Genomic DNA, 14,612 nt, shown 5'->3' with positions numbered 1-14,612 from the left:
AATTAAGCGTCAGATTTTTTAACAGAGATCAAATGAATTTTGAAAATTAAAGTTTCATTTGGACCGATTGGGCCACCGATGCTACGCTCGCCATAAGCCAGAGAAGAAGGGACATAAACTTCCCAGGTTGAACCGGAAGGCATTAATTGGAGAGCTTCAGTCCAGCCAGGAATGACCTGAGATACTTTGAATGTGGCTGGTTTGCCTGCTTTTTCAGTGCTGTCAAAAACTTCACCATTAATTAAACGGCCAGTGTATTCTACAGTTACAGTGTCATCTCTTGATGGTTTTGCGCCGTTACCAGCTTCAAGAACTTTATACTGTAAACCGCTTGGCAGAGTCACTACGCCTTCTTTGCTTTTGTTTTGAGCAAGAAACGCATCGCCTTTAGCTTTGTTCTCACCGGCTTTTTTAGTCATTTCACTAGCGCGTTTAGCCATCAGATCTTTTTGGAATTTGTTTAAAACGTCTTTCATTTGATCTTCAGTAAGCAGTAATTGGCCGCCAGAAATACCATCCTGCAGGCCTTTAGTCATTGCTGCCGGGCTGATTTCAATGCCCTGCTTTTTAAAATTCTTACCGAGATCAGCACCGATACTGTAAGATAATTTGTCAGTGTCAGTACCCAGCATAGCAGCAGCATTAGTAGTTGTAGCAGTATCAGCAGCAAAAGCCGTTGACATGGCAAGGCTCAATGCGGCAGCGACTAATTTAATCTTCATAAACAATCCCCTTTTATCTTTGCATAGATTTATATATCCAGACGATTGCGCATAATCATCCGTAAAAGTGCGTATCCATTCTGCCTAAGTTTAACTAAAATTGCCAGGTAAATTTTTTAATGCCCGCAAAAAATTACCTGTAATATCAATGCCCGTCGCCGCTGAAATTTCACGAGCGCAAGTAGGGCTTGTGACGTTAATCTCCGTTAGATAATCTCCAATCACATCGATACCGACAAAATAAAGGCCTCTGGCGCTTAGTTCAGGACCAATCTGCCGGCAGATCCAATAATCGCGCTCAGTTAACGGCACAACTTCTCCCTTGGCGCCCGCTGCCAGATTCCCGCGTAACTCCCCATTGGCTGGCATCCTGGCTAACGCATAGGGTACAGGTTCGCCATTCACGAGTATAATCCGTTTGTCGCCCTTATTCTTAATTTCCGGGATGTATTGCTGCGCCATAATCGTCACAGTCTGATTCTTTGTCAATACTTCCAGTATCACCGGCAGATTAGTACCTTGTTCATCGACATAAAAAATTGCACTGCCGCCCATCCCTTCCAATGGTTTAAATATCACCTTTTTATGCTGTTGCCAGAACGACCGCAAACTGGCCATGTTTTTTGAAACCAGCGTTTCCGGGCAACATTGCGGAAAATGCATGGCAAAGAATTTCTCATTGGCGTCACGCAGGCTCTGCGGCCGGTTTGCCACCAGCACGCCCTCGCGTTCCGCCAGTTCCAGCGCATAGGTTGCGTATATATATTCCATATCAAATGGCGGATCTTTACGCATCAATATTATATTAAAATCAGCAAGCGCCATTTCGCCGACTACAGCGGTTTCCGCCCAATCTGCACTGTGATCGTCTTTAACCGTTATTGAGGAAACTATCGCATAAGCACGATTCTGCCGGCAAGCGAGATCAACCGGGGTAAAATAATAGCACTCCCATCCCAGTTCCTGAGCGCTCATCAGCATTGCAACTGTCGTATCTTTATACGGTTTAATATGATGAACAGGATCCATTAAAACCGCTAGTTTCATTATTCGCCTCCAATGGCTTCAATTTCCCGGGCAGCAGCCAAAGCGGCCAAGCGAGCAATGACGCCGTAAGCGTAAAAACGATTTGGACAATCCAGCGGCTTGAGATCGCCTCTTGGCGTATTACAAGCCTGGGCAAATGCCAGCGGCTCGAAATGCATGCCGGGCGCATTAAGGTTTTCATCCATACCACGCTCTTTATGCACTCGGTAGAATCCACCGACAACAAATTGTCCAATCATATACACAACCGGCTCTGCTACAGCCCCATCAGGCATGGTTTCAAAAGTATAGACGCCTTCCTGAATAAGCACACGCTCAACTTTCTGGCTACCTTTGCTAGCGGACATCCGGGTGCGCTGTTTACGGTTTAACTCCGTTAATTCTTTGGCATCATACACCGTCATCACACTCATGCCGTAAGTACCATTATCCGCTTTGACGATAACAAATGGCCGCTGGTTAATATTATATGCCGTATATTTATCTTTGATGATTTGTAAAATTCGATCAACTTCGCTTATCAGATTATCCATCCCTTCCTGAGCCATAAAATCGACTCCTTCTACGGCCTTGAAACAGGGATTGATTACCCAGGGGTCAAGATCAACCAGCTTGCAAAACTCATTGGCTACATCATCAAAATATTGAAAATGAGAAGATTTTAACCGGCTTGACCAGCCAAGTTTGGCTGTAGGCCGGATACGCTGTTTAAGACCCTGCAGAATCTCGGGAACACCAGTTGATAAATCATTGTTTAATACCAGTAAGCAGGCGTCAAAATCAGCAAGCCCCACGCAGTCGCCCTTTCTTATCAGCGGCTCAAATACCAGTGTTTCGCCTGAGTTATTGGTCATTTCCAGCGGCGATGTCACGGTAGGATCAAGGCTGCCTATGCGGACTACAAATCCGGCCTGAGTCAGGATAGATCGCAATATTGCAAGGCTATCGAGATAAAATTTGTTACGGGTATGGTTTTCCGGCAACAACAAAATGTTTCGGCATGTCGGCAAATAATCCATCAGTACCGATTGCGCCGCCTGTACGCAAAGCGGCAGAAAATCACGATTTAAATTATTAAAACCGGCCGGATATAAATTGGTATCTACTGGCGACAGTTTAAAACCGGCATGACGTAAATCAACCGAGGAAGTCAATGGAGGGGGCGTCTGTTGCCATTTTTCCCGAAACCATGCTTCAATCGTAGCGACTTTATCCAGTAAAACCTGTTCGATATGGTATAACGGCCCCGAATGCACTGTAGTCAAATGCGGTACCGGAACATAATTCACGTTCATCTTATTATTATTCTCATAGTGCAACTGGAAGCGATTACTATACAGTTTCCAGGGTGATCCCGCAATCATGCAGGTTGGGTCGTTTTGACCAATGTTCATTTTGAATTCACAACTGGTTTTCTATAACTGCAATTTGGTATGATTGCCGAATGTTGCCTTTTCTAACCTATTATTATGATTAATACTTTTATTCAGCAATACGCTCCCCAGATTGATACTCTGCGTTGGCTACTCCTGCTCGTTAATGCACTTATCCATTTATTGTTTGCCGGGGCTATTGCCCGTGATGCGGGAAAACTGTATCAACTCGGGCAAAAACCAGCGCTGGTATCGGCAAGCACCTGGGCTTTTGCCGCGTTGCTTGGCGGGGTGATGACCGCTGCGATATACTGGTTTATTCACCATTCCACACTAACCCGCCCACCGGCACGAGAGGTACATTATGAACGCTAATACCATACAGACCATAGACGTAAACGAATTAAAGCAACGCATGGATCAGGACACTAATCTCTGCCTGATTGATGTCAGGGAAGATTACGAATGGCAGGAAGCGCGGATTCCAGGCGCTATTCATATTCAAAAGGATGAATTGCCTGCAAAAATCGCCAGCCGCGTGAAAGACTTAAATCAGCCTGTTTACCTGCATTGTAAGGGAGGCGTGCGTTCATTGTATGCTGCGGAACGTTTGGCGGAGATGGGATATAAACAACTTTATTCGATAGATGGCGGTATTTTAAGCTGGATTGAGCAGGGATATGCTGTCATAAGATAAATAAGGCGCCTCAATTAAGAGGCGCTATCAGATTAGCCCGTAAGGCTGGTTGAATTATCGGCTACTTCTTCTTCAGGCTCTTCGACTTCTTTTCCTTTAGAAACATCTTTCGATGGAACAGATGCTGCAACAGGCGCTGCGTCAAGTAATTCCTTTTTCGAACTTCCCCAAAATAATACCTGTGTTACACTTTTAACAGAGGGAATCCAGGAAGTTTTTTGCGTTTTCGCAGTATCTGACTGAGCTACTTGCTTATCCATTCGCTCTATGTACTGATCTAATTGCGCATACTTATTATCTTCATGGAAGGTTGTGATATGCTGAAACCACATCTCACTCGCCTCAGAAATCATTTTTTCAAAGGCAGTGCGAGAATCTTTATATAACAGGCAACCTTTTTGCGCAGCCTTGGGTTTAGCCAGAAACTCTCTAACAAAATCCAGACCGGCAACGATGTAGGTAACAATTTCTGCTTTCTTGATTCCTTCCGGATGGTAGGCGTAGAATACGGCTTGCAGTACTTTATGCGTATCGGATCCAGTGCGCGCCCTCTTATATATTTTCTCTAGTTGCGACATGACTAGCTGAACACACCCTAACAGCTGTGATCTAATTAATTCGCTAGCTTCTTGCCGAGCTTTCTTTATAGCCTCCGGAGCTCCTTTTTGTTTCTGCATGCTGTCAATATCTTTTTTTAAAGCCTGCCCTTTTTCGCGTAATGCCTGAATGGCATCATCAAGAAAATCCCAGACATATAGCCGCTCCGGATTTGTAGCATGACCATGGTTAAGCCCATCGTATTCTGCCTTGGCATGTTCTATAGCAGTGACTATGTCTTCAAAATCGGGATCGATCACTCGCAGGTTGATTGACTTAGCTGTCTCGGCTTTTTTACCGCTATCTCTTGATGGAGCCGGAGGTAATTTACCAACCAAATCTTTAATGACAGCAATGATTGTAGATTGATATAATCCGGCGCCTTTTGTCCATAACTTTAATACATCTTTGTCAGGTGTATTTTTATATTGCTCGCTATTGAAACCCATGGTCTGAGTAAACAATTTACCGTGAAAATATCTGAGTCCTGATTTCAATGCGTCAAGCATGATCGCATTATTGTTTAATAAATCTTTCGGCAGAATTTTGGATGCCAGAAGCGACTTTTTCAAATAACTCCCTTCTTTACATACATCCTGTACCATGAGCGCTGCTGTGCAGAAATTTTTCTCTATCTCAATTTTTTTCGCTGCAATTGCTTCCTTTATCGCCGCAAGATTAACTTTGGCCTCATCTATTTCCTTGCGTATTTCGTCCTGTTTCTGTTTTTTAGGAAGAGCGCTTTGGTTTTTCAGAATTGCTTCATTTTCATCAATTACAGTCTGCAACTCGGCCATGTCGCTATTCAGGCCCTCAAATGTTGCCCTCATATCTTTAAGTGCGTCATTTAAGAAATGCAATTGCGGTCCATGATAACCATCTGGTATTGCATTAATCAGATCTTCAATAGGCGCACTTGGCGGGAGAGTATGGGAAGGGTTTGTGTGTTTAACGTATGCGATAACAATTTTCCTGAATTCTTCAGGGAGGTCGTCATATTTTACAAACTGTGCTGGCATAATAGCTCCTTGTCCTTGTTATATAAAATCCAATTCAGGTTCCTTGTTTTGCAACAGTGTAAACCAAATATTTCTGTTCGTCATGGGGTTTTACAGTGAATTTTTTATTCTCTGATAAACCAGTGCCGGATTTTGGCGAAGCCATTTGGGGAATAGTAAAAAAATCATTTACCAGCGTCTTAAACTCCCTTACGATTAGCGCATTCGATTTTGTTGCCGATGGAGATATTATGAAAAAACCATTATCGCTAATAATGATGCTAGCTTCGAGTGCACTGATTGCCGAACCAGCCCAGCCTAAACTGATTGTACAGATTGTTGTCGATCAATTACGCGGGGATCTGATTCATCAATATCAGGATCAATTTGGCAGTGAGGGTTTTAATTACCTGCTGGCCCATAGCCTGGATTTTCATAATGCCCACCATCCTCATGCCAATACAGTCACTTGCGTAGGCCATTCAACTATCGCCACCGGCAGCTACCCTGCCCTGCATGGCATAGTCAGTAACAGCTGGATTGATCGGCAATCGGGTAAGGAAGTCTATTGTGTTGATGATGATGCGGTAAAAATATTACCCACTGTCCGTACTAAAGTAGCCCCGCCCGGCAGTTCACCGCGCAATCTTGTTGCATCAACGTTCAGTGATGAAATAATTTTGTCGCAAAAAGGACGGGCATTTGGCGTTTCACTCAAGGATCGTTCTGCCATTACGCTGGCTGGACATGCAGGTAAAGCATTCTGGTTTGACAAAGTCAACGGCGGTTTTATCACCAGTGATTATTACTATACCAAATACCCGCAATGGGTACAGGACTGGAATGCGCATTATGATGCCGTTAATGAGACCTGGACATTATCCAAACCAGCCAATCAATATCGCTTTGCCCATGAGCCGATATTTCACCATACTTACTCTGAATTTGGCGTAAGCTTTCCTCACCACACCGGCAACCCGGAACGTCCGCTATATTACAAACTTCTTTCCATGACCCCAAACGCCGATGAACTAACCGCTGATTTCGCTATGGATCTGCTCAAGTCAGAAAAACTGGGGCAAACTCCGGGCAAAACCGATTATCTGGCTATCAGTTTTTCAGCTGTAGATGCTATTGGCCACCAGTTTGGACCAAACAGCCTGGAATCGGAAGATAATCTGTTGCGTCTGGATAAAACCATGGCCAAAGTTTTGAAGCAACTTGATCAGCAAGTTGGCCTTAAAAATACATTAATTGTATTAACCGCAGATCATGGTGTAACGGATACTCCGGATTATCTTGCCAAAAATCATATCACGCAGATTCCGGCCATTAAAACCAGCGACCTTCGGGAGAAGATAACAGCTTTACTCGCTGATAAATTTAATCTGCCTGCCGAAAGCCTGCAGGGCATCAGCCCGCCCTATGTCTACCTTGATCACACAATCATTAGCAAACAGCATCTTTCTCTGGCCGCTGTTACCCGTTATCTGGCAGAACAGCTGCGGCAATATCCAGGCATATTTCAGGCTTACCCCCTGCCCTTGGCAAGCACTGAAAAGGATTGGCTGACTGAAAAAGTAGACCGCATGGGATTCCCGAACCGTACCGGCGACCTGTATCTGGTACCGCCAGCTTACCAGGATCTGGCGGAGAAAGCGTTACGGGTCAGTCATGGTACACCTTGGCAGTATGACAGCTATGTGCCATTATTATTCGTTAATCCATTATTTAAGGCACAGCATATCTCACGGCCGGTCAGAACGACTGATATTGCTGCGACCTTATCGGCGATACTCATGATTAAAGCGCCTTCTGCCTCTGTCGGACAGCCGTTAACCGAAGTTATGGCTTTTTATGAGGGCAAGGCGTAAAACTCTATCCAGGCAGGGAGAAAGGTAATGAATAATGTAAAAACATTTATGCTGCTGGCAGGCTTGACTGCTTTACTACTGGTTATTGGCGGCCTGCTTGGCGGTGAAACCGGACTGATTATCGCTCTTGTTTTTACTGCAATTATGAACTTCGGCGCGTACTGGTTTTCTGATCAAATGGTGCTGCGTATGTATAACGCGCAGCCGTTACAGGATAATCACCCTATCTACCGTATTGTGTCACAGTTGGCAACCAAGGCCGGGATTCCAACTCCGAAAGTGTATCTGATTGATAATCCGGTACCTAACGCTTTTGCTACCGGCAGAAATCCGGAACATGCCAGCATTGCCGTCACCTCCGGTTTATTTAACCGCATGTCGTCTGAAGAGTTGACCGGCGTACTGGCGCATGAAATGTCGCATATTACAAACCGCGACACCTTAATCAGCGTTATTGCAGCCACACTGGCTGGGGCTATAAGCAGCGTGGCCAATATGTTCATGTGGGCATCAGCAACAGCACGCGCATCGGATGAGTCTCATCCCAACCCGATTGCCGCGCTTGCGACCATGATCCTTGCGCCAATAGCGGCAAGCTTAATTCAGATGGCCGTTTCGCGCTCCCGTGAATTTGAAGCCGATGCGGCGGGAGCGCGATTATGCGGTAATCCACTATGGCTTGCCAGCGCTTTGGCAAAACTTGAAATTAATAACCGTAACAGCCATTTTCAGGATGCCGAAACCCATCCCAGTACCGCTCATTTATTCATCGTAAATCCATTAAGCGGCGAGAAAATGGCTGAGCTTTTTGCAACTCATCCCTTAACCGCAGAACGGATTAAACGGCTGCAGGAGATGGCTAAAAATAGACGGTGAAACGCTTGCGTTAAATCCTTGTTCCAAGGATAATTCGCGCAGTTATTATTGTTAATCGGATACACTATGGCACAATTTACCCAGTTTATTACTAATCATTGGCAGCTGTTTACCGGTTTAATTATCGTTTTATTGTTAATCGTCATTAACGAACTGCTTGCCCGAAAGAAACGTGCCCGGGAAATATCGCCACGGATTGCGGTAGGCATGATTAACGAAGACAAAGCGGTAATTATTGACTTGCGTGATCAGGAAAGCTTCCGCAAAGGCCATATTATCAATGCCGTTAATGTCGCCAAAGACGATATTGAACAAAGTAAACTGGACAAATATAAAGACAAAACACTAGTCCTGGTCTGTGCCCAGGGTTTGCAATCGCCAGCCCTGGCTGCTAAATTGAAAGAACATCAATTTACAGATGTAATCGTACTTGCCGGCGGTATGGCTGCATGGCAGGCTGCTGATTTACCTCTGGTAAAAGGAAAATAAAATGGCAAATGTAATTGTATATACAACCGGTTACTGTCCTTATTGTGTCAGCGCTAAACAGTTACTTGATCGCAAAAAAGCGGCATATCAGGAAATCAGAGTTGATAACGACGATAATTTGCGTGAAGAAATGATGAAGAAAAGCGGACGCCAAACTGTACCGCAAATTTTCATTAACGATCATCATGTCGGCGGTTGTGATGATTTATATGCCCTTGAACGTGAAGGGCGGCTTGATGAACTATTAAAATAACAGGAATTGAAGATGAGTGATCAAAAAGTACAGGAACAAGATATCGAAGCGCAATTCATGATTCAGCGCGTTTATTTAAAAGATGCTTCTTTTGAAGCGCCAGGTGCGCCAGCTGTGTTTCAACAACAATGGGAGCCTGAGTTATCTCTGGATTTAAATACTGAACATCGCGAACTTGAGGCTGGTATTTATGAAGTGATACTGACTGTTACTGCAACCGTTAAAAACAAAAATGCTATTGCATTTCTGGCTGAAGTCAAACAAGCTGGTATTTTCACAATTCAGGGTACAGTAACACAGCAACTGGATCATTTATTAGGAAGTTTCTGCCCAAACATTCTCTTCCCTTATGCGCGTGAAGCAATCACCTCTCAGGTTATCCGCGGCAGCTTCCCTCAGCTGGTACTTGCGCCAATCAATTTTGATGCGCTGTATATGCAGCAGTTGGAACAACGTAAACAAGAAACCGAAGCTGAAGTTACTCATTAATTATGTCTAATCAAACGGTTGCCATATTAGGAGCAGGTTCCTGGGGAACAGCAGTTGCCATTCATCTGGCTACTATTGGCAACCGTACCTTACTCTGGGGACACCGCCCCCAGCAGGTTGAGGTTATCAAAAAAGAACGGGCAAACCAGTTTTATCTGCCCGGTGTCGAATTTCCTGCTTTACTACAGCCGACAAGCGATCTTGCTGAATGTATGCAGGCAGATTATTTAATTATCGCTGTACCCTCTCATGCTTTTGCGCAATTATTATCAAAACTGGAAAAACCAGCGAACGGGATTGCCTGGCTTACAAAGGGACTTGATCCAGAATCAAATGAACTATTAAGCCATCTTGTTGCATCAAAATGGGGAGCGGCATACCCTGCGGCTATTATTTCCGGCCCTTCCTTTGCCAGGGAAGTTGCTCGATTGCTGCCGACTGCATTAACAATTGCCAGTAATAATGCGCCATTCCAACAGCAGTTACACCAACTTATCCATCAGGCGAATATCAGAGCTTATCTCAGTAACGATATGATTGGCGTTCAATTATGCGGAGCCGTCAAAAATGTGCTGGCAATTGCCTGCGGCATAAGCGATGGTCTGGGCTATGGCGCTAACGCTAAAGCCGCTCTTATAACCCGCGGGTTAGCTGAAATGAGCCGGCTGGGACAAGCATTAGGAGCACGGCAGGAGACTTTTCTTGGCTTGGCGGGTGTTGGCGATCTGGTTTTAACCTGTACCGATGATCAGTCACGCAACCGGCGGTTTGGACTGTTAATTGGCCAGGGAATTAATAAAACCGAGGCCGCCGATAAAATTGGTCAGGTTGTTGAGGGCGCGCATAATGCATTGCAGGTTCATAATCTGGCGGGCAAAGTTGCAGTTGAAATGCCGATTTGTACCCAAATCAAGGATCTGCTTGAAGATAAAATTACCCCCTCTGAGGCGGTCAATAATTTAATGAGCCGTTCGGCTCGCGCAGAATAATCTCCTGGAGTAAAACATGAATCAAACCAAGCAGTTTTTAAGCCGGGTAATGTTTGCAAGCCGTTGGCTGCAGTTACCGCTTTATTTCGGTTTAATTATTATTCTTGCCGTTTATGCCTATCGCTTTATCGGTGAGCTTTATCATCTTGTTTCACATCTGAATGGGGTAACCGACACTCAAATCATGCTTGGAGTGCTTGATTTAATTGATGTAGTGATGATTGCCAATCTATTGATTATGGTGACCATGGGCGGGTATGAAACCTTTGTTTCCAAACTGGAGCTGCATGCACATCCGGATCAGCCTGAATGGCTTGATCACCTGGATGCAGGCGCCATGAAACTTAAACTGGCACTGGCTTTAATCGGGATTTCCTCTATTCATTTGCTCAGGACGTTTATTGATCCGGCTAAATTGACGAATAATAATATTATGTGGCAGGTTATTATTCATGTAACGTTGTTGGTTTCGGCGTTAAGTATTGCATGGGTTAATCTTTTGCTGGTGAAGAGTAAGGAGCATTAGTTTTTTACCCTCTCCCCTACCCCTCTCCCGATACGGGAGAGGGGAATTAGCGAGCCTCACCCTTATTATAGGGCTGGGGAGAGGGTAAATTAGCTTGTCTTTTAACCCCCCCTCCCGTATCGGGAGAGGGCTGGGGAGAGGGTAAATTAGCTTGTCTTTTAACCCTCCTCTCCCGTATCGGGAGAGGGCTGGGGGAGAGGGTAAATTAGCTTGTCTTTTAACCCCCCTCTCCCGTATCGGGAGAGGGCTGGGGGAGAGGGTAAATTAGCTTGTCTTTTAACCCCCCTCTCCCGTATCGGGAGAGGGCTGGGGAGAGGGTAAATTAGCTTGCCTTTTAATCCCCCTCTCCCGTATCGGGAGAGGGCTGGGGAGAGGGTAAATTAGCTTGCCTTTTAATCCCCCTCTCCCGTATCGGGAGAGGGCTGGGGAGAGGGTAAATGTTACTTTTGATTATCAAAAACCGACAAGCCTTCGCCTAACTGGCAACGGATTTCATATTCAGCGATCTTGCTATAATCAGTGGCATGCATCAGGGTAACCTTTACACTGGCGCGGCTATCAGCCAAAAGAGTATATTTCACATAGCCAAAAGTCGGTAAACCATTTGCCATTGGGTCATTTAAACTAAAATGACGGTCAGAGGCAGTGATCATTTTATCGCCTACGCGCATCATTGCGTTTGGTGTAACAGCTGTACTGATATCCATAACCGGAATATCGGCTTCACACTGTTTCAGTTTTATAACAATAGTCAGTTGCTTGCCATTATCAACAGCATTGGCGATCTCACCAAATTGTTTAAGTTCAGCGGCATGAGCATTTAAAGCCAGACTGGCTGCGGCGGCTAACAGAATTTTTTTCACGATTGCTTCTCCTTGCATAAAATCGCGTTAAGGGTGCCAAGAAGCGATTGGATTGTCAACCATAACCTAACCTACAAAAATACTTCTGTTTATAACAAATTCAGGTTATACTCCGTTCTTTGCGCCGATTTGAAAACTAGCTTGCGGGCGCTCAATAACACTTGTTATTGTAAATTCGGCTAAAGCGGGCGCTTTCCCCTCCTTAGCAACTTCCCGCCGCAGTTTTCCAGAAGTTGATTAAGATCATGATAGAATTAATTGCAGTAAACAAATCGTTTGGACCCACCAAAGCACTCTCGGATATCAACCTTTTTATTCAGGAAGGCGAAATCTTCGGCATTATCGGCACTAGCGGAGCTGGTAAATCGACTCTGTTAAGAAGTATTAACCTGCTGGAGCGGCCTGATAATGGCGACGTTATCGTTGATAATTATAATATCACTAAGTTAAATGAATCCGGTCTTCGTCAGGCCCGTCATAAAATGGCAATGATATTTCAGCATTTCAACCTGCTGAGCTCCAAAACGGTTTATGACAATATCGCTTTGCCTATGCGGATTCAAGGCATTCCCGAAGACATGATTCGCGAGAAAATTGATGAATTATTGCCGCTGGTTGAGCTGGATCATAAACGGGATGCCTACCCTGCTCAATTAAGCGGCGGGCAAAAGCAACGGGTAGCGATTGCACGTGCTTTAACCTGTTCGCCTAAAATTCTGCTCTGCGATGAGGCTACCTCTGCCCTTGATCCCAAAACGACTGAATCTATCCTTGCCCTGCTGAAAAAAATTAATCAGCTTTATGGCATTACTATCGTGTTAATTACGCATGAAATGGAAGTAGTCAAGCGGATTTGTCATCGCCTGGCGTTGATGGAAAACGGCAAAATTATAGAATTAGTACCATTATCCAATATTTTTAATAACCCGGACAGTCAGGCTAAAGCTATGCTTTACAGCCAGCTTAGTCCCGAATTGCCCACATGCTTGAGCAGTCGTCTGGGAATCACTCCAACCGATAAACCCGTGTTGCGCCTGTTTTTTCAGGATGACAATGCGACTGTGCCTTTTATAAGCCAGACCAGCCGGGAATTACCGATTGATATTAATATTCTGATGGCCAATATTGACCGCTTTAATTCCATTACTTGCGGTGTATTGATTGTCGAACTGTTTGCAGATGAACAGTTGCTTGCTCAATTTATTGAACGTTGCAACAAGGCAAATTTAACTGTGGAGATTTTAGGGTATGTCACTGATTCTGTTTTATGATTTACTGGTTGCCACAGGCGAAACCCTGTACATGGTAATTATCAGTACTGCTCTTGCTGTTCTGCTGGGCCTGCCATTGGGTACGCTGCTTTTCAGCAGTAGCCGGATCAAGCGCCACCCTGCGCTTTACGGGTTTCTCTCTGGTTTAATCAATTTCTGTCGTTCAGTTCCGTTTATCATTTTACTGGTTGCCCTGATTCCGGTAACCCGGCTTCTGGTTGGCACATCTATTGGTTTAAATGCGGCAATAGTGCCTTTAACACTGGGCGCAACCCCCTTTTTCGCACGCCTTGCGGATAATGCTTATCAAAATTTGCCGCGCGGGCTGATTGAAACCGGATTCTCGATGGGAGTAACAACCTGGCAAATGGTCAGACACATCCTGTTACCCGAAGCATTTCCGGCCTTGATTCAGGCAGTTACTGTAACAGCCATTACGCTGGTCAATTATTCAGCCATGGCAGGTACTGTAGGCGGCGGCGGTCTGGGTGATCTGGCGATTCGCTATGGCTATCAGCGTTTTAACCCGGGAATTATGCTGGCAACCGTGCTGGTTCTGGTTGTCATCGTGCAATTATTACAAATGGCTGGCGACAAACTAGCCAATAAATACACTCATAGCTAAACAGTCTGGAGGATACATGCGAATTTTTGGAGTTATTTTATTAGTACTTGGTCTGGCAGGCTGCAATAAGCCCTCGCCAAATACCCTGACAATCGGAACTATTGCTGGCCCGGAAAGCGAATTAGTTGAAGCAGCGCGTGACGTCGCTCAGAAAAATTATGGCTTAACCGTAAAAATCGTTGAGTTTAATGATTATAATCTGCCTAATGAAGCGTTGCAGGACGGTAGCCTGGATGCCAACGTTTATCAGCATCTTCCTTATTTGCAGGCCGCAATGAAGGCGCATAATTATGATTTGGAAGTAATTGGTAAAACATTTGTCTACCCGGCAGGACTTTATTCAGCAAAATTGAAATCAATTTCAGACATTGCTGATAACGCTACAATTGCCATCCCAAATGACCCCAGCAATGAAGCGAGAGCATTATTGTTATTGCAGAAAGCCAATCTGATTACCCTTAAAAGCACTGATGCTACAACCCCGGACGATATTGAGCAGAATCCTAAACATCTAAAATTCAAGGAACTGGATGCAGCTCAGCTCCCACGTGTTTTGCCTGATGTTGATGCAGCTGTAATTAATACCACCTTTGCTATCCCGGCAGGACTGAGTCCTGGTAAGGATGCACTGATTATCGAAGGCAAGGATTCACCTTATGCCAATCTGATTGTCATTCGTAAAGGCAGTGATAAAAAACCGCAACTTGAAGAGTTTGTTAAAGCAATGAATTCAACGGAAGTTGCTGATAAGGCAAAAGAATTATTTGGCGATGCGGCGATTCCTGCGTGGTAATTGACTGATTGTTTCGACCCGACAAGCTTTCTTTTCAATGTTGGGTCAAAACGACCCAACCTTTGTGCCGGACAATTTTTTTAAAAGCTGGTCTCCGGTTTATCAAAGAGAATCCAATTAGCCAATTTAA

General features: G+C 44.8%; 17 protein-coding genes. 12 read left to right on the top strand and 5 right to left on the bottom strand.

Going from position 1 to position 14,612, the window contains the following annotated elements:
• Nucleotides 1-2: 2 nt before the first annotated feature.
• The 3 genes from ACFORL_RS04925 to gshA all read right to left on the bottom strand — a co-directional run bounded on the left by ACFORL_RS04925 (nt 3) and on the right by gshA (nt 3,064).
• A complete protein-coding gene (locus ACFORL_RS04925; RefSeq protein WP_382341687.1) occupies nt 3-722 on the bottom strand; it encodes an FKBP-type peptidyl-prolyl cis-trans isomerase N-terminal domain-containing protein in 720 nt (239 codons plus the stop codon).
• Nucleotides 723-812: 90 nt separating this feature from the next.
• Nucleotides 813-1,769 (bottom strand): glutathione synthase, encoded by a 957-nt coding sequence (gene gshB, locus ACFORL_RS04920; protein WP_382341685.1) that lies wholly within the window; start codon nt 1,767-1,769, stop codon nt 813-815.
• Nucleotides 1,769-3,064: a glutamate--cysteine ligase gene (gene gshA / locus ACFORL_RS04915; protein ID WP_382341820.1), complete on the bottom strand. Its 1,296-nt coding sequence runs from the start codon at nt 3,062-3,064 to the stop codon at nt 1,769-1,771. Before gshA ends, gshB begins: the two co-directional genes overlap by 1 nt.
• Nucleotides 3,065-3,238: 174 nt before the next feature.
• Here gshA and ACFORL_RS04910 point away from each other — a divergent pair, with 174 nt between their 5' ends.
• Entirely contained in the window at nt 3,239-3,517 is a 279-nt protein-coding gene (locus ACFORL_RS04910; RefSeq protein WP_382341683.1) for a hypothetical protein, read from the top strand.
• Nucleotides 3,507-3,839, top strand: a complete 333-nt coding sequence (locus tag ACFORL_RS04905; RefSeq protein ID WP_382341681.1) for a rhodanese-like domain-containing protein — start codon at nt 3,507-3,509, stop codon at nt 3,837-3,839. The genes ACFORL_RS04910 and ACFORL_RS04905 overlap by 11 nt, the downstream gene beginning before the upstream one ends.
• 32 nt (nt 3,840-3,871) lie before the next feature.
• On the opposite strand, the gene ACFORL_RS04900 is transcribed toward ACFORL_RS04905, so the two are convergent.
• On the bottom strand, nt 3,872-5,455 hold the full coding sequence (locus ACFORL_RS04900) for a hypothetical protein (RefSeq protein WP_382341679.1): 1,584 nt from the start codon (nt 5,453-5,455) through the stop codon (nt 3,872-3,874).
• A 230-nt stretch (nt 5,456-5,685) separates the two neighbouring features.
• On the opposite strand from ACFORL_RS04900, the gene ACFORL_RS04895 reads away from it, so the two are divergent.
• The 7 genes from ACFORL_RS04895 to ACFORL_RS04865 all read left to right on the top strand — a co-directional run bounded on the left by ACFORL_RS04895 (nt 5,686) and on the right by ACFORL_RS04865 (nt 10,930).
• Nucleotides 5,686-7,308, top strand: a complete 1,623-nt coding sequence (locus tag ACFORL_RS04895) for an alkaline phosphatase family protein (RefSeq protein WP_382341817.1) — start codon at nt 5,686-5,688, stop codon at nt 7,306-7,308.
• A gap of 27 nt (nt 7,309-7,335) precedes the next feature.
• The gene (gene htpX / locus ACFORL_RS04890) at nt 7,336-8,184 is read left to right on the top strand and encodes a zinc metalloprotease HtpX (protein ID WP_382341676.1); all 849 of its coding nucleotides are present in this window, start codon (nt 7,336-7,338) and stop codon (nt 8,182-8,184) included.
• A gap of 66 nt (nt 8,185-8,250) precedes the next feature.
• On the top strand, nt 8,251-8,673 hold the full coding sequence (locus tag ACFORL_RS04885) for a rhodanese-like domain-containing protein (RefSeq protein WP_382341674.1): 423 nt from the start codon (nt 8,251-8,253) through the stop codon (nt 8,671-8,673).
• 1 nt (nt 8,674) lies between these two features.
• The gene (grxC, locus tag ACFORL_RS04880) at nt 8,675-8,926 is read left to right on the top strand and encodes a glutaredoxin 3 (protein ID WP_382341672.1); all 252 of its coding nucleotides are present in this window, start codon (nt 8,675-8,677) and stop codon (nt 8,924-8,926) included.
• Between the two features lie 12 nt (nt 8,927-8,938).
• Nucleotides 8,939-9,415 carry a protein-export chaperone SecB gene (gene secB / locus ACFORL_RS04875; protein ID WP_382341669.1) on the top strand — a complete coding sequence of 159 codons (477 nt, stop codon included), beginning with the start codon at nt 8,939-8,941 and terminating at the stop codon, nt 9,413-9,415.
• 2 nt (nt 9,416-9,417) lie between these two features.
• A complete protein-coding gene (locus ACFORL_RS04870; RefSeq protein ID WP_382341666.1) occupies nt 9,418-10,404 on the top strand; it encodes an NAD(P)H-dependent glycerol-3-phosphate dehydrogenase in 987 nt (328 codons plus the stop codon).
• A gap of 16 nt (nt 10,405-10,420) precedes the next feature.
• Complete coding sequence (locus ACFORL_RS04865) at nt 10,421-10,930, top strand: TIGR00645 family protein (protein WP_382341665.1); 510 nt, start codon at nt 10,421-10,423, stop codon at nt 10,928-10,930.
• A 440-nt stretch (nt 10,931-11,370) separates the two neighbouring features.
• Here ACFORL_RS04865 and ACFORL_RS04860 read toward each other — a convergent pair whose 3' ends face one another.
• Nucleotides 11,371-11,793 (bottom strand): VirK family protein, encoded by a 423-nt coding sequence (locus ACFORL_RS04860; protein WP_382341664.1) that lies wholly within the window; start codon nt 11,791-11,793, stop codon nt 11,371-11,373.
• A gap of 245 nt (nt 11,794-12,038) precedes the next feature.
• Between ACFORL_RS04860 and ACFORL_RS04855 the strand changes: the two genes are divergently transcribed.
• Genes ACFORL_RS04855 through ACFORL_RS04845 form a run of 3 tightly spaced genes read left to right on the top strand, consistent with a single transcriptional unit; the run spans nt 12,039 to nt 14,482 of the window.
• Nucleotides 12,039-13,064, top strand: a complete 1,026-nt coding sequence (locus ACFORL_RS04855) for a methionine ABC transporter ATP-binding protein (RefSeq protein WP_382341663.1) — start codon at nt 12,039-12,041, stop codon at nt 13,062-13,064.
• Nucleotides 13,042-13,689 carry a methionine ABC transporter permease gene (locus ACFORL_RS04850; protein WP_382341661.1) on the top strand — a complete coding sequence of 216 codons (648 nt, stop codon included), beginning with the start codon at nt 13,042-13,044 and terminating at the stop codon, nt 13,687-13,689. Before ACFORL_RS04855 ends, ACFORL_RS04850 begins: the two co-directional genes overlap by 23 nt.
• Before the next feature lie 16 nt (nt 13,690-13,705).
• A complete protein-coding gene (locus tag ACFORL_RS04845; RefSeq protein ID WP_382341659.1) occupies nt 13,706-14,482 on the top strand; it encodes a MetQ/NlpA family ABC transporter substrate-binding protein in 777 nt (258 codons plus the stop codon).
• The last annotated feature ends 130 nt before the right edge of the window (nt 14,483-14,612 follow it).

It is taken from the genome of Legionella dresdenensis (assembly GCF_042649825.1).
In the GTDB taxonomy this organism is placed as follows: domain Bacteria; phylum Pseudomonadota; class Gammaproteobacteria; order Legionellales; family Legionellaceae; genus Legionella_C; species Legionella_C dresdenensis.
Note: the sequence above shows the minus strand (reverse complement) of the source record. Positions and strands in the feature narration are given on the sequence as shown.